General features: G+C 70.1%; 24 protein-coding genes and 2 tRNA genes. 8 read left to right on the top strand and 18 right to left on the bottom strand.

The features are described from left to right. The 3 genes from K340_RS0118895 to K340_RS0118885 all read right to left on the bottom strand — a co-directional run. Positions 1 to 502 (bottom strand): DUF222 domain-containing protein (locus K340_RS0118895; RefSeq protein ID WP_161632138.1); only part of this gene is annotated, 502 nt, incomplete at its 3' end. 544 nt (positions 503 to 1046) lie between these two features. After that, entirely contained in the window at positions 1047 to 1604 is a 558-nt protein-coding gene (locus K340_RS0118890) for a cysteine hydrolase family protein (RefSeq protein ID WP_037365610.1), read from the bottom strand. Further along, positions 1604 to 2671: an aldo/keto reductase gene (locus tag K340_RS0118885; protein WP_051266861.1), complete on the bottom strand. Its 1068-nt coding sequence runs from the start codon at positions 2669 to 2671 to the stop codon at positions 1604 to 1606. Before K340_RS0118885 ends, K340_RS0118890 begins: the two co-directional genes overlap by 1 nt. A 65-nt stretch (positions 2672 to 2736) precedes the next feature. Between K340_RS0118885 and K340_RS0118880 the strand changes: the two genes are divergently transcribed. Next, on the top strand, positions 2737 to 3213 hold the full coding sequence (locus tag K340_RS0118880; RefSeq protein WP_029137854.1) for a MarR family winged helix-turn-helix transcriptional regulator: 477 nt from the start codon (positions 2737 to 2739) through the stop codon (positions 3211 to 3213). Between the two features lie 65 nt (positions 3214 to 3278). Here the strand turns inward: K340_RS0118880 and K340_RS0118875 are convergent, their stop codons facing one another. Further along, positions 3279 to 4439, bottom strand: a complete 1161-nt coding sequence (locus K340_RS0118875; RefSeq protein ID WP_029137853.1) for an acyl-CoA dehydrogenase family protein — start codon at positions 4437 to 4439, stop codon at positions 3279 to 3281. A gap of 128 nt (positions 4440 to 4567) precedes the next feature. Here K340_RS0118875 and K340_RS31465 point away from each other — a divergent pair, with 128 nt between their 5' ends. Continuing rightward, positions 4568 to 5638 (top strand): nicotinate-nucleotide--dimethylbenzimidazole phosphoribosyltransferase, encoded by a 1071-nt coding sequence (locus K340_RS31465; protein WP_051266859.1) that lies wholly within the window; start codon positions 4568 to 4570, stop codon positions 5636 to 5638. Here K340_RS31465 and K340_RS0118865 read toward each other — a convergent pair. Then, entirely contained in the window at positions 5635 to 6159 is a 525-nt protein-coding gene (locus K340_RS0118865; protein WP_029137852.1) for a winged helix-turn-helix transcriptional regulator, read from the bottom strand. The genes K340_RS31465 and K340_RS0118865 overlap by 4 nt on opposite strands. A 58-nt stretch (positions 6160 to 6217) precedes the next feature. On the opposite strand from K340_RS0118865, the gene K340_RS31460 reads away from it, so the two are divergent. Continuing rightward, positions 6218 to 7723 (top strand): MFS transporter, encoded by a 1506-nt coding sequence (locus K340_RS31460; protein WP_084614655.1) that lies wholly within the window; start codon positions 6218 to 6220, stop codon positions 7721 to 7723. Here the strand turns inward: K340_RS31460 and K340_RS0118855 are convergent. Together K340_RS0118855 and K340_RS0118850 are read right to left on the bottom strand one after the other, a co-directional pair. Beyond that, on the bottom strand, positions 7679 to 8350 hold the full coding sequence (locus tag K340_RS0118855; protein ID WP_029137851.1) for a uracil-DNA glycosylase: 672 nt from the start codon (positions 8348 to 8350) through the stop codon (positions 7679 to 7681). The genes K340_RS31460 and K340_RS0118855 overlap by 45 nt on opposite strands. Continuing rightward, positions 8350 to 9330, bottom strand: a complete 981-nt coding sequence (locus K340_RS0118850) for a thiamine-phosphate kinase (RefSeq protein ID WP_029137850.1) — start codon at positions 9328 to 9330, stop codon at positions 8350 to 8352. Before K340_RS0118850 ends, K340_RS0118855 begins: the two co-directional genes overlap by 1 nt. Positions 9331 to 9512: 182 nt before the next feature. Here K340_RS0118850 and K340_RS0118845 point away from each other — a divergent pair, with 182 nt between their 5' ends. Continuing rightward, positions 9513 to 9746, top strand: a complete 234-nt coding sequence (locus K340_RS0118845) for an Lrp/AsnC ligand binding domain-containing protein (protein ID WP_029137849.1) — start codon at positions 9513 to 9515, stop codon at positions 9744 to 9746. Further along, complete coding sequence (locus tag K340_RS31455) at positions 9747 to 10349, top strand: DUF3515 domain-containing protein (RefSeq protein ID WP_051266857.1); 603 nt, start codon at positions 9747 to 9749, stop codon at positions 10347 to 10349. A gap of 24 nt (positions 10350 to 10373) precedes the next feature. Here K340_RS31455 and K340_RS0118835 read toward each other — a convergent pair whose 3' ends face one another. From K340_RS0118835 to K340_RS31450, 3 genes are read right to left on the bottom strand one after another with little or no spacing between them, the layout of a single operon-like run. Then, positions 10374 to 11543 carry a D-alanine--D-alanine ligase family protein gene (locus tag K340_RS0118835; RefSeq protein ID WP_084614654.1) on the bottom strand — a complete coding sequence of 390 codons (1170 nt, stop codon included), beginning with the start codon at positions 11541 to 11543 and terminating at the stop codon, positions 10374 to 10376. Positions 11544 to 11572: 29 nt separating this feature from the next. Beyond that, positions 11573 to 12604, bottom strand: a complete 1032-nt coding sequence (locus K340_RS0118830) for an NAD(P)H-dependent glycerol-3-phosphate dehydrogenase (protein WP_084614653.1) — start codon at positions 12602 to 12604, stop codon at positions 11573 to 11575. Then, on the bottom strand, positions 12601 to 13398 hold the full coding sequence (locus K340_RS31450; RefSeq protein ID WP_051266855.1) for a lysophospholipid acyltransferase family protein: 798 nt from the start codon (positions 13396 to 13398) through the stop codon (positions 12601 to 12603). The genes K340_RS0118830 and K340_RS31450 overlap by 4 nt, the downstream gene beginning before the upstream one ends. Before the next feature lie 165 nt (positions 13399 to 13563). On the opposite strand from K340_RS31450, the gene K340_RS31445 reads away from it, so the two are divergent. Beyond that, complete coding sequence (locus K340_RS31445; RefSeq protein WP_245599626.1) at positions 13564 to 15861, top strand: RNA degradosome polyphosphate kinase; 2298 nt, start codon at positions 13564 to 13566, stop codon at positions 15859 to 15861. Next, positions 15851 to 16750, top strand: coding sequence for an NUDIX hydrolase (locus K340_RS0118815; protein WP_029137846.1), 900 nt, complete (start codon positions 15851 to 15853; stop codon positions 16748 to 16750). The genes K340_RS31445 and K340_RS0118815 overlap by 11 nt, the downstream gene beginning before the upstream one ends. 86 nt (positions 16751 to 16836) lie before the next feature. Here K340_RS0118815 and K340_RS0118810 read toward each other — a convergent pair whose 3' ends face one another. From K340_RS0118810 to leuC, 3 genes are all read right to left on the bottom strand, one after another. Then, positions 16837 to 17589: an HU family DNA-binding protein gene (locus K340_RS0118810; RefSeq protein ID WP_051266853.1), complete on the bottom strand. Its 753-nt coding sequence runs from the start codon at positions 17587 to 17589 to the stop codon at positions 16837 to 16839. Between the two features lie 295 nt (positions 17590 to 17884). Then, positions 17885 to 18478: a 3-isopropylmalate dehydratase small subunit gene (leuD, locus tag K340_RS0118805; protein ID WP_029137844.1), complete on the bottom strand. Its 594-nt coding sequence runs from the start codon at positions 18476 to 18478 to the stop codon at positions 17885 to 17887. Between the two features lie 24 nt (positions 18479 to 18502). After that, complete coding sequence (gene leuC / locus K340_RS0118800) at positions 18503 to 19936, bottom strand: 3-isopropylmalate dehydratase large subunit (RefSeq protein ID WP_029137843.1); 1434 nt, start codon at positions 19934 to 19936, stop codon at positions 18503 to 18505. A gap of 171 nt (positions 19937 to 20107) precedes the next feature. On the opposite strand from leuC, the gene K340_RS0118795 reads away from it, so the two are divergent. Next, the gene (locus K340_RS0118795; protein ID WP_037365606.1) at positions 20108 to 20809 is read left to right on the top strand and encodes an IclR family transcriptional regulator; all 702 of its coding nucleotides are present in this window, start codon (positions 20108 to 20110) and stop codon (positions 20807 to 20809) included. A 187-nt stretch (positions 20810 to 20996) separates the two neighbouring features. On the opposite strand, the gene K340_RS0118790 is transcribed toward K340_RS0118795, so the two are convergent. From K340_RS0118790 to K340_RS0118770, 5 genes are all read right to left on the bottom strand, one after another. Beyond that, positions 20997 to 21069 (bottom strand) — tRNA-Glu (locus tag K340_RS0118790). A 38-nt stretch (positions 21070 to 21107) separates the two neighbouring features. Next, positions 21108 to 21179, bottom strand: a tRNA-Gln gene (locus K340_RS0118785). A 271-nt stretch (positions 21180 to 21450) separates the two neighbouring features. Then, positions 21451 to 22248 carry a fumarylacetoacetate hydrolase family protein gene (locus K340_RS0118780; protein ID WP_029137841.1) on the bottom strand — a complete coding sequence of 266 codons (798 nt, stop codon included), beginning with the start codon at positions 22246 to 22248 and terminating at the stop codon, positions 21451 to 21453. Between the two features lie 64 nt (positions 22249 to 22312). Then, on the bottom strand, positions 22313 to 23977 hold the full coding sequence (cimA, locus tag K340_RS31440; RefSeq protein ID WP_051266851.1) for a citramalate synthase: 1665 nt from the start codon (positions 23975 to 23977) through the stop codon (positions 22313 to 22315). A 14-nt stretch (positions 23978 to 23991) separates the two neighbouring features. Then, complete coding sequence (locus K340_RS0118770) at positions 23992 to 25014, bottom strand: 3-isopropylmalate dehydrogenase (protein ID WP_029137840.1); 1023 nt, start codon at positions 25012 to 25014, stop codon at positions 23992 to 23994. Positions 25015 to 25252: the final 238 nt, after the last annotated feature.

Here is a 25252-nt window from a genome sequence, read left to right as displayed (position 1 = left end):
TCGCGTCGGTGTCCGTGAGGTGCGAGGTGCGGTTCGCCAGGATCGCGCACTGGTCCTCGGACACCGCACCCGCCCACAGCTGTTTGAACGCTTCGGGGAGCCGGTCCCGCAGGGTGACCGCCAGGCCGACGTGCCGGGACGCGGCGACCGGGGAGATCCGCCGGGCGAACCCGATCTGCTCGGCGATGCCGCGGCCCAACTTCGACGCCGGAACACCGGATGCGAGTTGCTCGGCGCGTTGCTGCTCGGCGAACGCCACCTCCTCCGCCAACTGCGCCGCCGCCAACACGGCTCGGGCCTGCTCCAACGCGGCGATCCGCTCGATCCGGGCGGCCGGGTCGGCAGCCGGGGCCGAGGTACGCAAGATCGCGGTGAACGCCTTCACCGACTGAGCCACTTCGTCCCCCATGTCGGCGAGCAGTCCGGCCAACTCGACCTCGAGCCCGCCCCGCTGCGCCCCGGGGAACCTCATCTCCATCCCGTCCGGGCGGGCAGCGTTCATTATCGATCCCATGACCGTCACCCGTTCCACCCCCAGCAAAGCCACTCGTACGTTTGTACTAGTCTACTCCGAATCGTCGACACCGCAAGGGATTTCACCCAAACGGACGCGATCCGCGAAGCCGCATCCGATCGCAAACGGCAGCGCCGGACAGGCCGCTCCTGCCGACCGTCGTCCAGCCCGGCCAGGTCGGCATAGACAACGGTAGAAGCCGGCACCGACAGTGGGGCCCTGCGGCACCGTCCTGCTCAGCGCCGCCTGGCCCGCCCTGCAGGGCCCGCCAGGGCGCACCGTCGATCTTGGACAGGAGTCTCCGGGTGGCGCGGTAAGCGCTGGCGCGACACGCATTCAACACGGCATGGTGCGCCACCAGGTCCGGATCACTACCGGTCAAACCCACCCGTAACCGGCCATCGACGCTTTTGACGTGCAAGACGAACGGCCACGGATGCTGCGGGCGCTCGGCAGCCGCGCAGGTGACAACGGACAATTCAAGGTCGCGCGGCCGGCGGGCTTCGCCGCGTCGCCGATCTGCCGATGCTCGTCAGGCGGCGACCGGCAGCGTCCGGGTCCAGGCATCGACGGTCAACACGTCGGCGTTGGGCGCGATCACCTTGTCCATCAGCACCCGGTGCACCTCGGGGTCCGGATCGGCGCAGGCATCGGCCAGCACGGTCGTCCGGTAACCGCGCTCGAGAGCGTCGCGCACCGTCGAGAGCACCACGCCGGAGGTGGCCAGTCCCGCCATCGTCACCTGCTCGGCCCCGGCCGCCCGCAGCACGATGTCCAGGTCGCTGTGCCCGAACCCCGAGTAGAAGCGTTTGGTGACCACTACTTCGCCCTCGATCGGTTCGATCTCGAAACGCGTGTGCGTATTCGTCTCGCTGAACACCTCCGTGCCCAACAGGCCGTCGAAGGCGTGGATCCGGGTCGGGATCTCGGGGTGACCGGGCCGGAACGCGACCCGGATGTGAATCACCGTCAGCCCGGCCCGACGTGCCGCGGCCAGCGCGCGCCGGGCCGCGCCGACCGCCGCGCCTGAGCCGGGCACTGCCTGCACCGGATAGTGCTGGAAGTCCATCAGCAACAATGCTTCTCGCATCAGTAACGCTCCCCTTCGGGTGCCGGCAGGTTGCTCAGCCGGTCCAACTGCTCGGCGTCGAGTCGCAGTGCGGCCGCCCCGATGTTCTCCTGCAGGTACTTGCTCCGCTTCGTTCCGGGGATCGGCACGACGTGCTCCCCCTGCGCCAGCACCCAGGCGATCGCCACCTGGGCCGGGGTGGCGCCGGCCTGTTCGGCCACCGCCTTCACCTCGTCGACGATGCGCTGATTCGCCGCGAGTGCCTCGGCCGCGAACCGCGGGTTGCGGGCCCGGAAGTCACCCTCGGCGAAGGTGGTTCCGGCGTCGAACGCACCGGTCAGGAACCCACGACCGAGCGGGGCGAAGGGCACGAAGGCTGCACCGCTGGCTGCCGTCCAACTGATCACGTCGCCGGGAGCACCCGCACTCAGCCCGCCGATCCCGACGTCCCGCGGGGTACCGGCGGCCGAAGCGACCGCGGGAGCTCCGGCGCCGGCCGGCCCCCTGGTCCACAGCGAGAACTCGGACTGCACGGCCGCCACCGGATGAATTGCCTGCGCCGCATCCAGTTGCGCCACCGTCACCTCCGACAAGCCGATCGCCTTCACTTTCCCGGAGCGGACGAACTCGGCCATCGTCGACCACGATTCCTCCAGCGGGACCGCCGGATCGACCCGGTGCAGGTAGTACAGATCGATCACCTCGCGGCCCAACCGGCGCAGACTGGCGTCAACCGCCTCCCGCAAGTGTTCCGGCCGGCCGTCAGGGACCAGCGACCCGGCCTGCCGGTCCGGTGAAGCCAGGCCGGCCTTGGTGGCCAGTGTGATCCGATCGGCGAACGGCGCCAGAGCCGCGCCGACGAGCTCCTCGTTCGCTCCCAGCCCGTAGACGTCGGCCGTGTCGAAGAAACTCACGCCCGACTCGACCGCTTCGGCGAGCAGTGCGGCGCTGGCCGCGTCGTCCTGCTCGGCCTGCCCGTACGCCCAGCTCATGCCCATGCATCCCAGGCCAATGGCGCTGACGCTCGGTCCGCCCTGTCCCAGACTCCGCTGCTGCACTGTGTTCTCCTTCAGTTCGAGGTTCGCCATCGGCTCGAGACCCGCAGAGCCGAGTAAGGCCCCTTATGCTCATCAGCCACCGTACACTCGTGGGTATGGGAAGCAGCAACGGAATTCGGCGGGCCGACGGGCCGAGCGCCGCCACCGGCGATCGGCTCGGCGTGCACCTCAAACAGACCGAGCAGCTGCTCATCGCCGCGAAGACCAAGGTACTCAAACCGTTGCACCTCACCGTTCCGCAGTACGCCGCGCTGAGCACTATCGCTGCCGGCAACGGGATCTCGGCGGCGCAGGTGGCCAGGGCCTGCCTGGTCACCCCGCAGACGATCGGCGCGGTGCTGGCGAATCTGGCCGATCGCGGACTGATCGTCCGGGCGCCGTCGCCCGTGCACAGCGGTGTGCTGGTCTGCACGGCCACCGCCGCCGGTCGCCGGCTGGCCACCACGGCGGACCGCACAACGCTGGCCATCGAGAGTCGGTTCGACGCCCTGTTCGGCCGTGACGACCGCGCGACCTTCGTCGAGAAGCTGGCGAAGATCAGAGCCATCCTGCAGGCAACGATCGACGATTGATCGCGAGCAGGCACGACGCCGGCCGCCCGGTCGGCTGGGCACCAGGTCCCGCCGGCAACCCGAGCTCAGTACGAGCGCGGCAGCTTCAGGGTGTGCTGGGCGACGTAGTTGAGCACCATTTCCTTGCTGACCGGCGCGATCCGCAGCAGCCTGGCCATCCCGTACAGCGGCAGCAGGCCGTACTCCTCCGACAGGCCGTTGCCGCCGTGCGCCTGGATCGCGGCGTCGACGGCGGCAACCGCAGCGTCGGCGGCGGCGGCCTTGGCCATGTTCGCGGTCTCGCCGGCTTCTTCACCACGGTCGTGCAACCAGGCCGCCTTGGCCAGCATCAGGGCCGCCAGCTCGACGTTGATCTTGGCCTGCGCCAACGGATGCGACACCCCCTGGTGGGTGCCGATCGGGGCACCCCAGACCGAGCGGGTCCTGGCGTATTCGGCCGCCTGGTCCAGGGCGAACCGGCCGATGCCGACGCACAGCGCCGCGGAGGCGATCCGCTCCGGGTTGAGCCCGTCGAACAACGGCTTGAAACCCTCGCCGGCCGTGCCGACCAGCGCGGCCGCCGGCACCCGGACGTCGTCGAAGAAGAGCGTGTACTGCTTGTCCGGGATCTGCGCGGCTACCGGCAATCTGGTCGCCGTCAGTCCCGCGGCGTCGGTCGGGACGATGAACAGGGACACCTGCGCTCGACCCCGGTCATCGGTTCCGGTCCTGGTGACCGTGAGGATCGCCGCCGACTCCTCGACGCCGGAGATGTAGTACTTCTGCCCGGAGATCAACCAGTCGCCGCTGCCGTCGTCGGCCGGCCGGGCCGTGGTGGTGATCCGGTGCGAGTTGCTGCCGGCGTCCGGTTCGGTGATGGCGAACGCCATCTTCGTCCGGCCACCGGCCAGCGGCGTCAGCCACTGCTGCTGCTGTTCCGCGGACCCGTAGCGGGCCAGGATCTCCACGCTGATCGCGCTGGAGACCAGCAACAGCAACAGCGGGCACCCGACCGACGCGGACGCCTCGGCGACCACCGCCAGTTCACTCATCCCGGCGCCACCGCCGCCGAACTCCGCCGGAACGTTGATCCCGATGAAGCCGGCGTCCCCCAGCTCTTCCCACAGTTCGGTCTGTGGCTCGGAGTGCTTGCCGCGCTCGGCGTACTCCCGCAGCCCGTGGGCGGCCGAGATCTGCCGGACCGCGGCCCGGATCTCCGCGTACTCGGCCGGTTCGGCGAAATTCAAACTGTCGGGCATGGTGGCTCCCCACTGGGTCGGTGCCGTCAGTGTGCCTGAAGTTAACGGCGGTTAACAAACTGGCGGTCGGGTTTGGGGTGTCGGTGCCATCGGCGCGCGACGGTAGCGTGCTGCCTGTGACCAGCGACCCCTTGCAGGTGCCAGCGCCCGACCTCGGAGCGGCCGCCGCCAGCGCCGAACGGCGCGGTCTGTTGCCGGCCGGCGCGCTCGGTGAATTCGCAGCGGTCGCCGACACTCTCGCCGCCCTTCGCGGCGCCGCGGTGCCGCCGATCACGCCGGCATCGGTGCGGCTGACGGTGTTCGCCGGCGATCACGGGATCGCCGCCCAGGACGTTTCGGCCGATCTGCCGGAGGCCACCCGCCGGCGGGCGGCCGACCTGGCGTCCGGTACGGGCTACACCGCACTGCTGGCGCACCGGGCGGCGGTCGGTGTGACGGTGATCGACCTGGCCATCGACAGCGACGACGAGATCGGCGGGGTGCGCAGGAACCGGGTCCGCCGGGGGTCCGGTCGCATCGACATCGAGGACGCATTGACCGCCCAGGAGGTGGCCAGGGCCATCCAGGCCGGTCGGGACGCGGCCACCGCCGACCTCGACGCCGGCGCCGAAATGTTGATCGGCTCGGTCTGCGGGGTCGGCGCCGGCGTCGCCGCAGCGGCCATCGGCGCGTTCCTGACCGGGCTCGAGCCGGTGGACGCGGCCGGTCGCGGAACCGGGGTGGACGACGACGCCTGGATCCGCCGAGCCACCGCCGTACGCGACGCCCGCTACCGGTTGACCGTCGGCAACCCGGACGCGGCCACCCAGCTCCGGGTCGCCGGCGGCGCCGATCTGGCCGCGCTCACCGGCTTCGTGTTGGAGTCGGCCCTGCGCGGCATTCCCGTGCTGGTGGACGACATTCCGGGCGCCGTTGCCGCCGTGCTGGCCCATCGGTTCGCGCCGGGCGCCGAGCGATACGTACTGGTCCCCGCACCCGTGCCCGGGGTGCTGCACCGCAGGCTGCTGGAACTGTTGCGGACGGAGCCGCTCACCGGGCTGCGGCTGGGCGGTGGCATCGCCGGGCCGTCACTGCTGATGGTCCCGTTGCTGGCCGCGGCGACCGCGGCGGTTGACGCGGCGCCGGCCGCGGCGCCCGGCGACCGGGCGCCGTGGGCGATCGATGACTGGGACGCCGAACTGCTCTAGCCGGCCACCGGCGTCACCGGCTGCAGCAGCCGATGCGGGCGACGCAGTGCCAGACTCACCGGATCCGATCGGCGGTGCCCGGACGAGCCCTCGACGAGGGTGACGATCAGATCGGCCGGACCCGGCGTCGTTCCGCAGACCGGACACTGGCCGAGATCGTCGACCTCCCCGCCGCACCCGGCATGGCTGAACGTCCGGGTCCGCCCGCCGTCGCCGGCGTACCGCTCGCCCCACCTGCTCAGGCTGTACAGGGTCGGCCAGAACGCGATCCCGGCGGCGGTGAGCAGATATTCCGGATGGCCGCCCGCCGAGCGCCGCTCCAGCAATCCGGCATCGGTCAGGCTGGCCAGCCGCTCGGTGAGCACCGCCCGGGAGATGTCAAGGTGCCCCAACAGATCGCTGAACCTGCGGACGCCGTAGAAGCAGTCCCGCAGCACCAGCATGGTCCAGCGCTCGCCGACGATCTCCAGCGCGCGGGCGATGGAGCAGTTCTGCTGGGCGTATCCGGTTCCGAGTGCCATCCCCGCATGGTATCGAAATTCAGTCTGCTGACGAGACTGAAGCTGCTAGTTTGGTCTGATGACCAGACTGCCAACCGCACTGCCGGAGAACTCCGGCCGCACCGAAACCCCGGCCGCGCGACCCCGAGCCACCCTGCTGATCGCCGCCGCCGGCACCTTCCTGGCCCTGGCCGTGTACTGCGCGCCGCTCGGGAACCTGCCGACCATCGCGGCGGCGTTGTCGGCCGGGCCGATCGCCCGCACCTGGATCCTCAGCTCGATGAGTATCGGGCTGGCGGCGGTGCTGCTGACCGTCGGCGCGCTCGCCGACGACCACGGTCGGCGCCGGGTGTTCGTCATCGGGATCGGCGCGCTGGTGGCAGGTTCGCTGGCCTGTGCGGTCGCCGGCGGGCCGGCGCTGTTCATCGCCGGCCGGGTGCTGCAGGGCATCGGCGCGGCCGGGGTGATCGCGGCCGGCCTGGGTCTGATCGCGCAGGCGTTCGTCGTCCCGGCCCAGCGGGCGGCGGCCACCGGAGTCTGGGGAGCGGCGGTCGGCGCCGGCATCACGGTCGGCCCGCTGCTGGCAGGCCTGCTGGATCTGGGCGGGCTCTGGCGCTGGTTCTACTGGGCGCTGCTGCCGATCGGCGCCGTGCTCATTCTCGTCACCCGGGCCCGCGTCGCCGAGTCGAAGGCCGAGGCTCCCCGCCCGATCGACCTGCCGGGGGCGATCACGCTGAGCGCCGCAATGGTGGCGCTGCTGCTGGCCATGGTCGCCGGCCGCCAGCGCGACGCCGGGGTGGTGCTGGTCACCGGCATCGCCGCCGCCGTGCTGATCGCCGGGTTCATCTCGATCGAACTGCGCCGGCGCGCGCCGATGCTGGACCTGGCGCTGTTCCGCCGACCCCGGTTCACCGCCGCGACGATCGCCGCGCTGGCCACCGGAATCGGCGTCATCGGATTGATGTCGTTCGCCTGCACGTTCCTGGTGACCACCCTGCGGATGAGCACCCTGCAGGCGGCCGGCCTGCTCGCCATCTGGTCGGGGCTGAGCGTGGTCGCCGCATTGCTGGCCCGCCGGCTGCCGGCGGCGCTGACCGGCAGCCGGCAGCTGGCGATCGGGCTGGCCGGCGTCGGCGTCGGTCTGCTGACGATGATCGGGCTGGCACCGGGGGCCTCACCCTGGGACCTGCTGCCCGGCCTGGTGATCGCCGGGGTGGCCAGCGGCGTGCTGAACGCCGGGCTGGGTCGGGAAGCGGTGGCTTCGGTGCCCGCCGATCGGGCCGGGCTGGGCAGCGGTGCGAACAACACCGCCAGGTACCTGGGCTCCTCGATCGGGGTGACGGTGGTCGGCATCATCGCGACCGACCCGCGCGGCACCGCCGCCGGAATGATCGCCGGCTGGGATCACGCGGCCGCCGTCGCCGGCCTGGTCTCGCTGGCCGGCGCGGCTGCGGTCGTGCTGCTCACCCGCCGGCCGGGCGGCCGGCACCACCGCGCCGAGGGCAATCCCGCTGACGCCAACCCCGCCGGTCGGGACCGTTCAGAACGACCAGTCGATCGGCCCGGCGCCCTGCTCCCGGAGTAGGTCATTGGTCCGGGAGAACGGCCGGGAGCCGAAGAACCCCCGATCGGCGGACATCGGCGACGGGTGAGCCGAGGCGATCACCGGCACCCCGCCCAGCATCGGTCGCAGGGTCTGCGCGTCCCTGCCCCAGAGAATCGCCACCAGCGGCCCACCGCGGCCGACCAACGCCTCGATCGCCCGCTGGGTCACCGGCTCCCAGCCCTTGCCGCGGTGTGAGGCCGGCGCTCCGGGCGCCACCGTCAGGACGCGGTTCAGCAGCAGGACCCCGCGATCCGCCCAGGCCGAAAGGTCGCCGGTGGCCGGTGCCGGCCCTCCGAGGTCGGCGGTCAGTTCCCGATAGATGTTCTGCAGCGATCTGGGCAGCGGGCGGACCGCCGCGTCGACGGCGAACGACAATCCGATCGGATGGCCGGGCGTCGGGTACGGGTCCTGGCCGACGATCAGCACCTTGACGTCCGCCATCGGCCGGGTGAAGGCCCGCAGCACGTGCTCACCGGCCGGCAGGTAGCTGCGTCCGGCGGCGATCTCGGCACGCAGGAAATCGCCCATGCCGGCGATCCGCTCGGCGACCGGCGCCAGGGCCTCGGCCCAGCCCGGATCGATCACCTCCGCCAGCGGCTTGGGCATCAGCGTCCCGGTCCGCCGAAGTGGTCCCAGCCCGGGTCGGCCTCGTAGTCGGCGCCGTCCACCGTCACCCCGGTTCCCTGACCGACCTGGCCGATCTTCACCCAGCCGGGCAACAGCGCCGACCCGCTCGGGAAGGTGGCCGCCAGGGCGTGGTCGTCACCGCCGGTCAGCACCCAGGTGCGGGCATTCTTGCCGAGTGCCGAGGCGACCTCGGCGAGCCGGGCGGGCACCTCGATGGCGGCGCTGCGGACATCGACGGACACCCCGGAGGCCGCCGCGATGTGCCCGAGGTCGGCGAGCAGGCCGTCGGACACGTCGATCATCGAGGTGGCCCCCGACGCCGCTGCCAGCGGGCCCTGCGACAGCGGCGGTTCGGGCACCCGGTAGGCGTTCACGGCCACGGCAGGCGAGCGGAATCCCCGGCTCAGCACCGCCAATCCGGCTGCCGCCCAGCCCAGCCGACCGGTCACCGCGACGATGTCGCCGGGTCGTGCGCCGGACCGCAGCACCGGCGCGGCGCCGGCCAGATCACCGAGCACGGTGACGGACAGGGTCAGCACGTCCGACGAGGTCAGGTCGCCGCCCACCACTCCGGCGCCGTTCTCCGCGGCCGCCTGCCGCAGACCCGCGGCGATGCCGGTGACCACCGGCATCGTGGTGCTGCCGGGCGCCGATATGGCGACCAGCAGAGCGGTCGGCCGGCCGCCCATGGCCGCGACATCCGCCATCGCGGCCAGCGCCGCCCGCCGGCCGATCTGCTCGGCCGAGGCCCAGTCGCTGCGGAAGTGCACGCCGTCCACCAGCATGTCGACGCTGGCCAACTGCCGACCGTCCGGCGCGGCCACAATGGCCGCGTCGTCACCGGGGCCGAGCACGGTGGTGGCCGGCTGTTCGAGCTCGGCCGTCACCGCCGCGATGACGGCGAACTCGCCGGTGGCGGCAAGGGTGTCGGCGCTCTGGGACGAAGACGGAACGTTGATGAGGACTCCTTCGGGTGAGGCAGCTGGCAGCCGTGCGGAATCGGCCGTCCACCATGGTGCCGCATCCCGCGGAGCCCTGGCGTCAGATCCGTCCCCGCCGGGCGTGCCGCCGCGTGCAGTGGTTACGCTCGCAGCACACAGCGCACATGTCGACCCGGCGCGACCGACGAAAGGGGCACACCGTGGTGCAAGCCTTCATCCTCATCCAGACGGAGGTCGGGCAGGCCGCTTCGGTGGCCGCCGCGATCTCCGACATCGCCGGCGTCACCAGCGCCGAAGACGTCACCGGCCCCTACGACGTGATCGTCCGCGCCGAGGCGAACACCGTCGATGAGCTCGGCAAACTGGTCGTCGCCAAGGTGCAGGGCGTCTCCGGCATCACCAGGACCCTGACCTGCCCGGTCGTGCACCTCTAAGTGACCGAACGCCCCACTTCCCCGGCCGCCCGTGCCGCGGGCGGCACCAGGAACCGGCTGATCGGCGTGTTGTCGTTCGTCATCGTGGTGGTGGTCGCGGTGATCGTCGGCGGCGTCATCTGGTCACACTCACAGCCGGCCGGCGACACCGGACCGGTGGCGGTAGGTGCCGCCCCGGCCCCCGGGGCCGGCGGCAAGAACTGCACCGCGCTGATGACGGCGCTGCCTGCGCAGCTGGCCGGCTCGGCCCGACGCGAGGTGATCGGCTCGCCGACCGGCGTCGCCGCCTGGGGCGATCCGGCCATCACGCTGCGCTGCGGGCTGCCCACCCCGCAGGAACTGACCTGCTCGGCCGGACTGGTCCAGCTGTCCAACGCCAACGGCCAGCCCGGGGTGCTGTGGCTGCAGCAGAGCGAGGGCGGGCAGACCACCTACCTGGCGGCCGACCGACCGGTGCGGATCGCCGTCACGCTGCCGGACAACGCCGGGACCGGGCCGATCCAGGAGCTGTCGTCGGTGATCAGCGGCGTGCTCCCGTCGACCGCTGACGCCCAGGGACACATCTGCACCGACGGCACCTTGCACCCGACCGTCGACGGTTAGCGCCAGGTAGCGCCGCACACTCTCTCAGCGCAGGCCGGTGCCCCTGGCGACGGCGGTGGCGATCAACGTCTCCAGCAGCTCGCCGAACTCGATGCCGGCCGCCTGGAACATCCTGGGGTACATCGAGATCGGGGTGAAGCCGGGCATGGTGTTCACCTCGTTGACCACTACCTCGCCGGTCTCCCGGACGAAGAAATCCACCCGGGCCAGGCCCTGGGCGTCCAGGGCCCGGAACGCGGCGATCGCCATCTCGCCGATCTGCTCGGTGATCCCCTCCGGCAACCGCGCCGGGATGTCGAAGGTGGCCGCGTCGTCCAGGTACTTCGCGTCGAAGTCGTAGAACTGCTGCTCGGCGGCCAGGTGGATCTCGGCCGGCGGCGAGGCCCGCAGGGTGCCGTCCGGCAGCTCGAGCACACCGCACTCGATCTCCCGGCCGATCACCGCGGCTTCGACCAGCACCTTGGGGTCGGACTGCCTGGCCTGATGGATCGCCGCGTCCAGTTCCGACCAATCGTCGACCCTGGTGACGCCCAGCGACGAGCCGGCCCTGGCCGGTTTGACGAACACCGGAAGGCCGAGGCGTTCCCGGTCGTCCAGCGGCAACGTCGTCACACCGGCCCGCAGCACGGCATAGTCGCCGACCGGCAGTCCCTCGGCGGCCAGCAGCTTCTTGGTGAACTCCTTGTCCATCCCGGCCGCCGAGGCCAGCACGCCCGGACCGACGTACGGGATGCCGGAGAGTTCCAGCAGTCCCTGAATGGTGCCGTCCTCGCCCTGCGGACCGTGCAGCACCGGAAAGACCACGTCGACAGCGATCCCCGAGCGGATCGGTTCCGGGGCCACCCCGTCAGGGCCGGTCAGCGCCCGCAGTGAGCGGCTCGTCGGATCCGGCGGCAGCACCACCGGCCGCCCGTCGGTCACCTCGGGCAGCCGGTCGCCCTCCACCGCGGCCACCGTCGACGGGTCCACCTGCAGCCAGTTCCCGGCCGGGGTGACACCGATCGCGGTGACGTCGAACTTCGCCGGGTCCAGGTGCCCGATCACCGCGCCGGCCGAGATGCACGACACCGAGTGCTCGCCGCTGCGGCCGCCGAAGACCACCGCGACGGAGATCCGCCCGGCAGCGGTCCGTCCGGCAGCGGTCGACGCCGTCGTCGGCCCGGTCGGTGGATCAAGATCAGCTGCGGAAGTCATGGGACCACCCTAAAGTGCGGCCGGGGTGATCATTCCGGGGTGGGCGGCCGGTCCATCAACGATCTGATCATCTGTTCCGGCGGGGCCTGCCGATGGCACACCTGGTAGACCGCCTCGGTGATCGGCATCTCGATGTCGTGCCGGTGCGCCAGGTCCCTGGTCGACCGGCAGCTGACCACCCCTTCGGCCAGCTCGCCGTTGTGCTCGAGGGCCTGCTCCACCGTCATCCCCCTGCCCAACTGCACCCCGAGCCGGCGGTTGCGGGACAACGGCGACGAGCAGGTGGCTACCAGGTCGCCGAGGCCGGCCAGGCCGGCGAAGGTGGGCGCCTGCGCGCCGAGTGCGACCCCGAGCCTGGTCATCTCGTTCAGGCCACGGGTGATCAAGGACGCCGAGGTGTTCATCCCGAAGCCGAGGCCCTCGGCGATGCCGGTGGACAACGCAATGATGTTCTTGGTGGTGCCGGCGATCTCGGTGCCGATCACGTCGGTGATGGTGTACGGGCGGAAGTAGCCGCCGGCCGAGGCGATCTGGACCCGGACGGCGGTCTCGTGGTCGGTGCAGGCCATCACGGTGGCAGTGGGTTGCCCACAGGCGATCTCCTTGGCCAGGTTCGGACCGGACAGCACCACGATCCGGTCCTGCCGGACATGCCCGACCGACGTGATGACCTCGCTCATCCGCAGGCCGGTGCCGATCTCCACGCCCTTGGCCAACGACACGATGGGCACCTCGGGCGGCAGCAGGTCGCGGAACACCACCAGGTTCTCCCGCAGGGTCTGGCTCGGCACCGCCAGCACGACCGCTTGCGCGCCGTCCAGCGACTCCTCCAGCGCACCGGTGGCAACGATGCCCGCCGGCAGCGGGATCTCACCCAGGTAGGCGGGGTTCCGCTGGGTTCCGTTGACGGCGCTGACGATCGCCTCCCGCCTGGCCCACAAGGTGACGTCGCGGCCGGCATCCGCCAACACCTTGGCGAACGTGGTGCCCCAGGCACCCGCGCCCAGCACGGTGATCCGCTGCAGGCTGCCATCACCCACCGGCACCGCAGCTGTGGTCAACGGCCGCCGTCTTCCGGGCCTGCGGAGGTGCCGGGCGAATCACCGGAAGTGGGGCCCTTTCTGGCCTGCCGCTCCGCCTTCTTCGGATCGAACAGCTGCGCCGGGCGCTGCTCACCCCGGATCTCAGCGAGCAGGTCGGCGATGGTGTTCATGATGAGCATCGAAACCTCCATGATCGCCCGCGGGTCGCTCTGCCGGCCGCGATAGGCGGAGACGTCGATGTCCGGGCCGACTGCGACGATGACGCGCTGCCGCGGGACCAGCTTGAGCTTGCTGCCCTCGGCGTAGGAGTTGTAGACGTCCTGGGTGCCCCAATGCACGATCGGTACCACGGCGGCGTCACTGGCCATGGCGAGCACCGCGACCCCCGGCCGCGGCCGCATCGGCCAGAAGTCGGGTTCCTTGGTGACGGTGCCTTCCGGATAGATGAGCACCAGGCCGCCGTCGTCCAGAGTCTGCCGGGCCGTCTCGACCGCCGACTGACCGGCGCCGGCGGCGCGCTCGACCGGGATCTGACCGGTGCCGCGCAGGGCCCGGCCGACCACCGGGATCTTCCACAGGCTGGCCTTGGCCAGCACGTGCGGAACCCGGCCGGCCTTGTGGATCATCACCACGTCGTACATCGGGTCGAGGTGCGAGATGTGGTTGCCGACCACCAGCATCCCGCCGGGCCGGTTGAACCGCTCCATTCCCCGGTAGTCGCGTTTGCCGACCACCCTGGTGAGCGGGTACAGCACGGACTGGCAGACCCGGATCCACAGGTTGCTGTGGTCGAGCGCCTTGAATCGTGGCACCTGATCGTCCCTTCTCCGCCGGTCCGCTCGCGTTGTCGCGCGTCGTCCCAGCGTAGTGGGCGACGGTCCCGGCATGCGGGCAGCCGAAGGCGCCCGCAACCGCGTGAGCAGAAGTTCACCGACACCTGTTGGCGCTGGGCCACCGTCACGCATCACAATGCAGTGGTGACCGCAACCAATCAGCAGCAGACGGATTCCTCCGGCGGCGACGCCGCCGTCGCCCCCACAGCGGGGATCGATGCGACGAACACCGCGGTGACGGACCTCGACGACCCCGGGACGGACATCGACCGCAACCGGCCGACGGATTCCGAAGGCACCGAGCCGGACGCCGCCGAACCGGGTGGCACCGCGGTGTTCGAGCCGTTCCACGCCCCGCGGGACGGTGTCGCGCGCGAGGAGCGCCGACCGGTCAACCTGGACACCGGTCCGCTGCCCGATGATCGGTTCTACAACCGCGAACTGAGCTGGCTGGATTTCAACGAACGTGTGCTCGCCCTCGCCGAAAGTGCCGACGAGCCGCTGCTGGAGCGGGCGAAGTTCCTGGCGATCTTCGCCTCCAACCTCGACGAGTTCTACATGGTGCGGGTGGCCGGGTTGAAACGGCGGCTCGACATGGGACTGTCGATCAGCAGCGCCGACGGGCTGACCGCCGGCGAGCAGCTGAAGCTGATCTCCGAACGAACCCAGGAGCTGGTGGAGCGGCAGGGCCGCTGCTTCGTCGACGACATCCTGCCGCGGCTCGACGACGCCGGAATCCACATCGTGCACTGGGATTCCGTCGCCGATCGGGACCGGGTCCGACTGGACGACTACTTCACCTCGCAGATCTTCCCGGTGCTCACCCCGCTGGCCGTCGACCCCGCGCACCCGTTCCCGTACATCTCCGGGCTCAGCCTGAACATGGCGGTCATCGTCCGGGATCCGGACTCGGGCGCCGAACGGTTCGCCAGGGTCAAGGTGCCCAACAACGTCGATCGGTTCGTCCGGGTCCGCTCCGGAGTCGACACCTACCTGCCACTGGAGGAACTGCTCGCCGCACATCTGCGGGAGCTGTTCCCCGGGATGGAAGTGGTGGAACAGCAGACGTTCCGGGTCACCCGCAACGCCGACCTGGAGGTCGAGGAAGATCGCGACGAGGACCTGCTGCAGGCCCTGGAACGCGAGCTCGCCCGTCGCCGGTTCGGCCCACCGGTTCGACTGGAGATCACCGATACCTCCAGCCCACGGGTCCTCGAACTGCTGGTCGGCGAACTCGATGTCGATCCCGGCGACGTTGTCGAGGTCCCCGGACTGCTCGACCTGTCCAGCCTCTGGCAGCTGCACGGGCTGGACCGCGCTGAGCTCAAGGACCGGACCTTCGTACCGGCAACCAATCCGGCGTTCGTCGAGGGCGAGACACCCAAGAGCGTGTTCTCCCGGCTGCGGGACACCGATGTGCTGCTGCACCATCCCTACGAGTCGTTCGCCACCACGGTGCAGCGATTCATCGAACAGGCAGCGGCCGACCCGAATGTGTTGGCCATCAAGCAGACCCTGTACCGCACGTCCGGCGATTCACCGATCGTGGATGCGCTGATCGAGGCGGCGGCGGCCGGCAAACAGGTGGTCGCCCTGGTCGAGATCAAGGCGCGCTTCGACGAACAGGCGAACATCACCTGGGCCAAGGCGTTGGAACGCGCCGGCGTGCACGTGGTCTACGGGCTGGTCGGTCTCAAGACGCACTGCAAGGTCGCCCTGGTGGTGCGGCAGGAGGGTCCGACCATCCGTCGCTACTGCCACATCGGAACGGGCAACTACAACCCGAAGACGGCGCGGATCTACGAGGACCTCGGCCTGTTGACCGCCGACCCGGAGGTCGGCGCCGACCTGACCGACCTGTTCAACGTGCTCACCGGTTATTCCCGGCAGACCGAATACCGGAGCCTGTTGGTGGCACCACATTCCGTGCGCTCGGGTATCGTCGAGCGGATCGAGGCCGAGATCGCCCACCAGCAGACCGGCCAGGGCGGCCGGATCCAGCTGAAGATGAACTCGATCGTCGACGAACAGGTGATCGATGCGCTGTACCGGGCGTCGATGGCGGGTGTCAGCATCGATCTCACCGTCCGGGGAATCTGCGCACTCCGGGCCGGGGTACCGGGGCTGAGCGAGAACATCACGGTGCGCTCGATCGTCGGACGGTTCCTCGAGCACTCGCGGGTCTTCTACTTCGGTGGTGGCGGGTCGCCGGAGTACTGGATCGGCAGCGCGGACATGATGCACCGCAACCTCGACCGCCGGGTGGAGGCACTGGTGCAGCTGACCGGCGCCAGGACCACAGCCCGTCTGCAACGCATCCTGGATCTGTTGGTGCGCGACGACATCCGGGCCTGGCTCCTCGGGCCGGACGGCTGGTCGTACCGGGCCGGTATCGACCTGCAGGACCTGCTGCTGCGTCGCGGGAGCGCCGGTGGGGAGTGATCCCGACGTCCGGGCGGCCGGCGGCGTGCTCTGGAAACCCTCACGACGGCACGGGATCCGGGTTGCCCTTGTGCACCGGCCGAGCTACGACGACTGGTCGCTGCCGAAGGGGAAGGCCGACGGTGACGAGACCCCGGCGCAGACCGCGCACCGGGAGGTCGCCGAGGAGACCGGCTACTGCTCGGCGATCGGCCGGGCGCTGACCAGTGTGAGCTATACCGTGCCGGCCGGACTGAAGAACGTGCAGTACTTCTCGGCCCGCAGACTGAATGGATCCTTCACGCCCAACAAGGAGGTCGACGAGGTCCGCTGGATGCCGATCGAGGCGGCCGCCGAGCAACTGACCTACGACTTCGACCGAGCCGTGCTGTCCACCTTCGGCGTGCACCCCGCAGCGCTGCACACGGTGATCCTGCTGCGCCACGCGAAGGCGGGCCACCGGGAGTCCTTCGACGGCGACGATGCCCGTCGGCGGCTGGACGCCAAGGGCCGCAAGCAGGCTCAGGCCCTCGACCGGCTGCTCCGACCGTTCGCCCCGGCCCGGATCGTCAGTGCGCCCAGTACCCGCTGCCGGCAGACGGTGATGCCGCTGGCGACGTCCCTCGGCCTGCCGATCGGCGTCGAACCTTCACTGAGCGAGGACATCTACCGCGATGATCCGGCCGCCGCCCGCCGCCGGGTGCTGGAACTGGCCAAGGATGCGACCGGACCCGGCTGCGTGGTGGCGGCCAGTCAGGGTGGGGTGATCCCGGGGGTGGTGAAGTCGTTGGCGGCCAGGTCGGACATCACGGTGCCGGACGCCAGCACCCCGAAGGCCTCCTTCTGGGTGCTCTCGTTCGACGGCGACCACCTGGTCCAGGCCGACCCGTATCCCGCGCCCTCGATCTGAGTCGGGCCGGCCGGGCAGGTCGAAGGCCCGGCACCACAATGGATGCCGGGCCCTCGATCACCTCCGACGCGCTGCCGCGCCGGACGTCACTTCTTCTTGGCGGCAGCCTTCTTCGCCGGCGCCTTCTTGGCGGCAGCCTTCGGGGCGGCCTTCGGAGCAGCCTTGACCGCGGCCTTCGGAGCAGCCTTCGGCGCGGCCTTCTTCGGTGCCGGGGCAGCCTTGCGGGTCGCGGCCGGCTTGGTGGCGGCAGCGGTCCGGGTGGCGGCCGGCTTGGCCGCAGCGGTCCGGGTCGCAGCCGGCTTGGCGGCAGCGGTCCGGGTGGTCCGGGTCGCGGCCGGCTTGGCGGCAGCGGTCCGGGTGGTCCGGGTCGCGGCCGGCTTGGCGGCAGCGGTCCGGGTCGCAGCCGGCTTGGCGGCAACGGTCCGGGTGGTCCGGGTCGCGGCCGGCTTGGCAGCGGCGGTCCGGGTCGCAGCCGGCTTGGCAGCGGCGGTCCGGGTGGTGGCAGCCGGCGCCTTGGGCAGCTTCTCGGCGCCGGAAAGCACGTCCTTGAAGTACTTTCCGGGGCGGAATGCCGGCACGGTGGTCTTCTTCACCCGCACCGCTTCGCCGGTCCGGGGGTTCCGGGCCGTGCGGGCCGCACGGGCCCGCTTTTCGAAGACGCCGAAGCCGGACAGCGAGACGCTGCCACCACGATGCACCTCGCGCTCCACCAGGTCGATGAAACCCTCGACAGCGGCTGAGGCGGCTTTCTTGTCGCCGTCCAGCCGTTCCGCGAGCTTGTTGATCAGATCGGTCTTGTTCACGGTCCCTCCCAGGACATTCCCGGCCCCGGGGATCATTGGGCCGACTGGGCGACAGGGTAGGCGCGAAATCGCCACAACGCCAATCGCCACGCGGCGCAACGCCTAGTGTTCCAACCGATCTCGGCGCCCGGCGAACTCCCCGAACGGCACCGATGACCCGGTTCCAGGCGCCGATCCAGGGCACCCCGGGGAGCTGATGAACGCCCGATGGCGGAATCGAAAATCGTTGCGGCACATCGTATATCGGCAGTCGAACGCGGCAGGCAGGTGGGCCGATCGGGACCGGACATGGCGCCCGACGGGCCCGGATCCCGGCCTCGCGGAGGCCCGTTCAGGACGTCGTGGTGACCGGCAGAAATTGTGGCCGACGACTCTCGAATTCACCGATCTCATCGGCGTTTCGCAGGGTCAGGGAGATGTCGTCCCAACCCTCCAGCAGACGCCAGCGGGTGGACTGGTCGACGTCGAACCGGACCGTCAGGGCACCGGCCGTAACCGTCTGCTCGGTGAGATCGACCGTCACCTCGGTCCCCGGCGCGTTCTCGAGCACCTTCCAGATCAGCTCGACGTCGTCCTGGGCGACCTGGGCGGCGAGAAGCCCGCCCTTACCGGCGTTCCCGCGGAAGATGTCGGCGAAGCGCGAGGAGATGACCACCCTGATCCCGTAGTCCATCAGCGCCCAGACCGCGTGCTCCCGGGAGGATCCGGTGCCGAAGTCGGAGCCGGCGACCAACACCGAGCCGCCGGCGAACACCGGCTGGTTCAGGATGAACGAGGGATCGCTGCGCCAGGCCGCGAACAGCCCGTCCTCGAACCCCGTACGGGTGATCCGCTTCAGATAGACGGCCGGGATGATCTGGTCGGTGTCCACATTGCTGCGACGCAGCGGGATCCCGACGCCGGTGTGGGTGACGAACGCTTCCATGATGACTTCTCCCGAGTTGGCGGATCAGTGGGTGGCGACGGCCCGGTCGGCACCGAGCGGCTGCAGGTCGGCCGGCGAGCTGAGCGTGCCGCGGACAGCGGTGGCGGCGGCCACCTGCGGCGAGACCAGATGTGTCCGGCCACCTTTGCCCTGCCGGCCTTCGAAGTTCCGGTTGGAGGTGGACGCGCTGCGCTCCCCCGGCGCCAGTTGATCGGGGTTCATGCCCAGACACATCGAACAGCCGGCGCTGCGCCACTCGGCCCCGGCCGCGGTGAATACCTCGTCCAGGCCCTCCTGCTCGGCCTGCAGCTTGACCCGCATCGACCCGGGCACCACCAGCATCCGCACCCCGTCGGCCACCGTGCGGCCGCCGATGATCTCGGCCGCCACCCGCAGATCCTCGATCCGGCCATTGGTGCAGGAGCCGAGAAAGACGGTGTCCACCCGGATGTCGCGCAGCGGGGTGCCGGGGACCAGATCCATGTACTCCAGCGCCCTCTCGGCCGCGCTGCGCGCACCGTCGTCGGAGATGAGTGCCGGGTCGGGGATCTCGCCGGACAGCGGCAGGCCCTGCCCGGGATTGGTGCCCCAGGTGACGAACGGTGACAGCTCGGCGGCATCGATCACCACCTCGGCGTCGAAGACCGCGTCGTCGTCGGTGGCCAGCGATTGCCAGTATTCGACCGCGGCATCCCACTGCTCGCCGGCCGGGGCGTGCGGGCGCCCCGCCATGTAGTCGAAGGTGGTCTGGTCCGGGGCAATCATTCCCGCCCGCGCTCCGGCCTCGATGGACATGTTGGCGATCGTCATCCGGGCTTCCATGGACAGGCCGCGGATCGCAGACCCCCGGTACTCCAGGACGTATCCCTGACCGCCGCCGGTGCCGATCTTCGCGATCACCGCCAGGATCACGTCCTTGGCACTGACCCCGTCCGGCAGTTCGCCCTCGATGGTGATCGCCATCGTCCGGAACGGCTTGAGCGGCAAGGTCTGAGTGGCCAGCACGTGCTCGACCTCGCTGGTGCCGATACCGAAGGCGAGGGCGCCGAACGCACCGTGCGTCGACGTGTGCGAGTCGCCGCAGACGATCGTCATTCCCGGCTGGGTCAGCCCGAGTTGCGGGCCGACGACGTGCACGATGCCCTGTTCGGCGTTCCCCATCGAATACAGCGGCACGCCGAACTCGGCGCAGTTGTCCCGCAGCGTCTGCACCTGCAACCGCGAGACCTCGTCCGCGATCGGCAGATTCACGTCGATGGTCGGCACGTTGTGGTCCTCGGTGGCCAGCGTCAGGTCCGGCCGTCGGACGCCTCGGCCGGTCTGTCGTAGACCGTCGAACGCCTGCGGGCTGGTCACCTCGTGCACCAGGTGCAGATCGATGAACAACAGGTCGGGTTCGCCGGCCTCACGCCGGACCACGTGTGCTTCCCAGACCTTCTCGGCCATCGTGCGTCCCATGGCACAACCTTTCGTTCCGCTCGGTCGGATACCGACCCGGAGCTGATGGTCCCTGCTGGACACCCGGCGCGGGTGCCGACCGGGCAGATGCCGGGCGGACGTCAGTCAGGGACCGTCGCAGGCGGGCATTACGGGTGGACATCTCAGCATCCGGGAATCTAGTATCGCTTCATGGGACAGTCTAGCGGCATCGGAGTTCTCGACAAAGCCGTCCAGGTCTTGCACGCGACGATGGGCACGCCGATCGGGCTGGCAGATCTGTGCACCGTCACCGGCCTGCCGAGGGCGACCGCGCACCGGCTGGCCGTCGGGCTCGAAGTGCACGGACTGCTGGCCAGGGACGAGCACGGTCGCTGGCGCCCCGGACCGATGCTCGCGGTGATGGCCGCTGGTGCGCCGGATCCATTGCTGGCCGCCTCCGCGGATGTGCTGCCCAGGCTGCGCGACCGCACCGGCGAGAGCGTGCAGATCTACCGGATCGATGGCAGCAACCGGATCTGTATCGCGGTGTCCGAGCCCGCGGCCGGGCTGCGCGACACGGTCCCACTGGGCGCCCGGTTGCCGATGACGGCGGGCTCGGCCGCCAAGGTGCTGGCGGCCTGGGGCGATGCCACCGTGCAACGCCCGGTGCTCGCAGACGGCCTGATCACCGAACGGATGCTCGCGGAGGTGCGCCGGCGCGGCTGGGCCCAGTCGGTCGCTGAGCGCGAACCCGGTGTCGCCTCGGTGTCGGCGCCGATCAAGGACAAGGATGGCGCGGTGATCGCCGCGGTGTCGGTATCCGGCCCGATCGACCGGATCGGCCGCCGCCCAGGAGTGCGCTGGGCCGGCGACCTGCTCCAGGCCAGCGAGGCCCTCACCGCAAGGCTGTAACACTGGCGTGCGAACACTGGCGTGCGCCGCTGCGCCCGGCTGCGGTTCCGCGCCTGAGGGTTCGCAACCGTCCTAGTGGTTCGCAACCGTCATCCGCGTTGCGAACCACTGCTGGCGTTGCGAACCTCCGCCGCAGGGACCCGAAACGACAAATCCCGGTCGCCGATGGCGACCGGGATTTCACACGTACCCCCGATGGGATTCGAACCCACGCTACCGCCGTGAGAGGGCGGCGTCCTAGGCCGCTAGACGACGGGGGCCGGAACTTCACATATGGTACCCGAACTTCGGGTGACCGCTGGGGTACTAGGACTCGAACCTAGAATGAGGGAATCAGAATCCCTAGTGTTGCCAATTACACCATACCCCAAGGCACCGGCGGGAAGCCGGGCACGAGGACCAATACTACAGGCCCACCAGCGCAGTTCCCAATTCGCAGGTCGGCGCCCCGCAGGCTCGCCGGAACGTCCGGGCGAACACCTGCGTGAGCCGCACAGCGAAGCGAGGACCCGGACGTCACCTCGTGAGCCGCACAGCGAAGCGAGGACGCGGGATCGCGCGACGAAGGAGCGATGATCCCGCGACCGCAGCGAGCGCGGCGGCGAGCCAAAAAGACACAGCGCGGCGGCGAACCAGAAGAACTAGGCGACCGGGTTGACCAGGGTGCCGATGCCCTCGACCTCGATCGACACCCGCTGCCCGCTCTCCAGCAGCCCGACCCCTTCGGGGGTACCGGTGAGGATCACATCGCCGGGCAGCAGCGTCATCGCCGCCGAGATCCACTCGATCAGCTCACCGATGGTGAACACCAGGTCCGAGGTGTTGCCGTCCTGGCGCACCTCGCCGTCCACCTCGGTGCGGATGGACAGGCCCTGCGGGTCCAGCTCGGTCTCGATCCACGGGCCGAGCGGGCAGAACGAATCGAAGCCCTTGGCCCTGGCCCACTGTCCGTCGGTCTTCTGCAGATCCCGGGCGGTGACGTCGTTGGCAACCGAGTAGCCGAGGATCACCGATGAGGCATCCTCGGCCCGCACGTCCTTGCACGGCCGGCCTATCACCACGGCCAGCTCCCCCTCGAAACTCACCTGCGTGCTCTGCGGCGGCAGCACGATCGGCGCTCCGGGACCGACCACCGAGGTGGACGGTTTGAGGAAGCAGAGCGGCTCGTCCGGAACGGCGTTGCCCAGCTCGGCCGCGTGGTCGGCGTAGGTGCGGCCGAAGGCGACCACCTTGGACGGCAGGATCGGTGCCAGCAACCTGGCCTGCGCCAGCGGGAAGGTGCGGCCGGAGTACTCGGGGGTGCCGAACGGGTGCGCCAGGATCTCCCTGGTCTGCGCGTCGCCGGTCGGCGCACCGGTCGCGGCGTCGAGGACGACGTCACCGTCGATGGACACGAACATCACGCCACCGGTGGGGTGGGCGATCCTGGCCAGACGCATGGCATCTCCTGTGGGTGTCGGTGGAACGAGCCGGTTCCCCGGTGTGGGCGAGTGCGCCCCGAGCCTAACGAGCGGGCGCCTGGGGCTCGATCGGCTCCGGCCCCTGAACGAAGTCGAGCGCGAAGATCAGCGAGTCGACCAACGCCTGCCAGGACGCCTCGACCACGTTCGGGTGCACGCCGACGGTCGTCCAGTCCCGGTGCCGGTCGGAGGAGGTGACCAGCACCCTGGTGATCGAGTCGGTCCCGGCGTTGCCGGCCAGGATGCGCACCTTGTAGTCGGTCAATGACACGTGCCGCAGTTCGGTGAACTCGTCCTCGAGCGCCGAGCGGAGCGCCGAGTCCAGCGCGTTCACCGGGCCGTTGCCCTCGGCGGTGACGATCACCCGGCGATCGCCGATCATCACTTTCACCGTGGCCTCGCTGGACACCGCGCCGCTGCCAGGGCGAGGGGGGTTCTCCACGATCACCCGGTACGACTCCAGCCGGAACGGCACCGGGACGCCACGGCCGTCGGCCGACGCCAACTCGTCGCGCAGCAGCAGCTCGAAGGATGCGTCCGCCGCTTCGTACGAGAAGCCCTGCGCCTCACGGGTTTTCACCTCGTCAACGACCCGCGAGACGACATCTGGGCGGCGGGCCAGTTCGACGCCGAGTTCCCTGGCCTTCAGCTCGACGGAGGCCCGGCCGGCCATCTCGGTGATCAGGATGTGCATGTCGTTGCCGACCACTTCGGGATCGAGGTGGTTGTACAGCTCGGGATCCACCTTGATCGCCGAGGCATGCAGCCCCGCCTTGTGCGAGAACGCCGAGGCGCCGACGTAGGCCTGGTGGGTGTTCGGTGCGATGTTGGCCAATTCGGCGATCGCGTGCGAGACCCTGACCAGTTCGGCCAGCCGGCCGTCCGGCAGCACCGGCAGGTCGAGTTTGGTGACCAGGTTGCCGAGCACCGCGAACAGATCGGCGTTGCCGGCACGCTCGCCGTAACCGTTCGCCGTGCACTGCACGTGGCTGGCACCGGCCCTGACCGCGGAGACGGTGTTGGCGACCGCGCAGCCGGTGTCGTCCTGGCAGTGAATGCCGAGCCGGAATCCGGTGCGCTGCAGTACCTCGGCCACTGTCTCGCCCAGGGTGCCGGGCAACTGGCCGCCGTTCGTGTCGCACAGCACCATCACGTCGGCGCCGGCGCCGATGGCCGCCTCGCCGACCCGCAACCCGTAATCGGGATCCACGGCGTAGCCGTCGAAGAAGTGTTCGCAGTCCAGGAACACCCGGCGCCCGTGCCCGACCAGGAACTCCACCGTGTCGCGCACCATCGCCAGGTTTTCCTCCTGGGTGGTGCGCAGCGCCCGTTCCACATGGCGCACATCGGATTTGGCCACCAGGGTGACGACAGGGGCACCCGAGTCGAGCAGCGCCAGAACCTGGGGGTCGGCGGCGGCGGTGGTCCCCGCCTTGCGAGTGGCACCGAAGGCGACCAGCTGTGCCGTCCGCAGCTTCAGCTCACCGGCCGCGGCCCTGGCGAAGAACTCGGTGTCCTTGGGCATCGCACCGGGCCAGCCACCCTCGATGAAGCCGACGCCGAGCTCGTCGAGCAGAGTGGCGACCGCCAGTTTGTCGGCCACCGAGTAGCTGATGCCCTCACGTTGGGCACCGTCCCGAAGGGTGGTGTCGAAGACGTGGAACGCGTCACCGAGCGGCGGTGCCGCCGAGGCGTCCGGTGTGGTCATTCTGGAAACCCCGGTCAGCCGGACGCCAACGCGGCCAGCCGGTCCCCGATCGCCGAGGTGCGACCCGGTGCACCGGTCTGTCGGGTGGCCAGATCGAAGGCGACGGCGGCCTCCACCCGGCGGGCGGCATCGGTGTGGCCGATGTGGTCGAGCAGCAGCGCGACGCTGAGCACGGTAGCCGTCGGGTCGGCGGTGCCGGTACCGGCGATGTCCGGCGCCGAACCGTGTACCGGCTCGAACATGCTCGGGTTGGTCCGGGAGACATCGAGGTTGCCGGACGCGGCCAGCCCGATACCACCGGAGACGGCCGCGGCCAGGTCGGTGAAGATGTCGCCGAAGAGGTTGTCGGTGACCACCACGTCGAATCTGGCGGGATCGGTCACCAGGTAGATCATCGCCGCGTCCATGTGGGTGTACGCCACCGTCACGTCCGGGTACTCCATCGAGATCTCCTCGACCACCCGGCTCCACAACTGCCCGGCGTGCACCAGGACGTTGGTCTTGTGCACCAGCGTCAGATGCTTGCGGGGCCGGCGGGACGCGCGCTCGAAGGCATCCCTGACCACCCGCTCCACCCCGAAATAGGTGTTCAGCGACACCTCGGTGGCGATCTCCTGCGGGGTGTCCTTGCGGAGCAGGCCACCGTTGCCGGCGTACGGACCCTCGGTACCTTCCCGCAGCACGACCAGGTCGACGGCCTTGTCGCCGGCCAGCGGGCCTGGCACGCCGGGGTAGAGCCTCGCCGGGCGCAGGTTCACGTGGTGGTCGAGTTCGAAGCGGATCCGCAGCAGCAGACCACGTTCCAGGATGCCGGAGGGCACCGTCGGGTCGCCGACCGCACCCAGCAGGATCGCGTCGTGTTCGCGCAACTCGCGCAACACCGAGTCCGGCAACAGCTCTCCGGTGCGGTGCCAGCGACTGGCGCCCAGGTCGTAGCTGGTGGCATCGACATCGGGCACGACTCCGGTCAGGACCTTCAGTCCCTCGGCAACGACCTCGGGACCGATTCCGTCACCAGGAATGACCGCCAGCTTCATCGACATCACTTTCTCTTTCACCACACGGAGGAGACCAACGAACACTGCGCAACGGGACCGCCGTGGCCGACCGCTGCGCAGATCGAACACAGCGCGTCAACGCTGGTGCAGAGCCTAGTCGTACCAGCAGATGGAACGGCGGACGGCCCGGCAGGAGGATCTCCTACCGGGCCGTCCGAATTCCCACTGCTAGGTGCCGACCGGTGGGCACCCGTCATCGGGTGTCCACCGCGCACCG

The organism is Nakamurella lactea DSM 19367 (genome assembly GCF_000426645.1).
GTDB lineage: Bacteria > Actinomycetota > Actinomycetes > Mycobacteriales > Nakamurellaceae > Nakamurella > Nakamurella lactea.
Note: the sequence above shows the minus strand (reverse complement) of the source record. Positions and strands in the feature narration are given on the sequence as shown.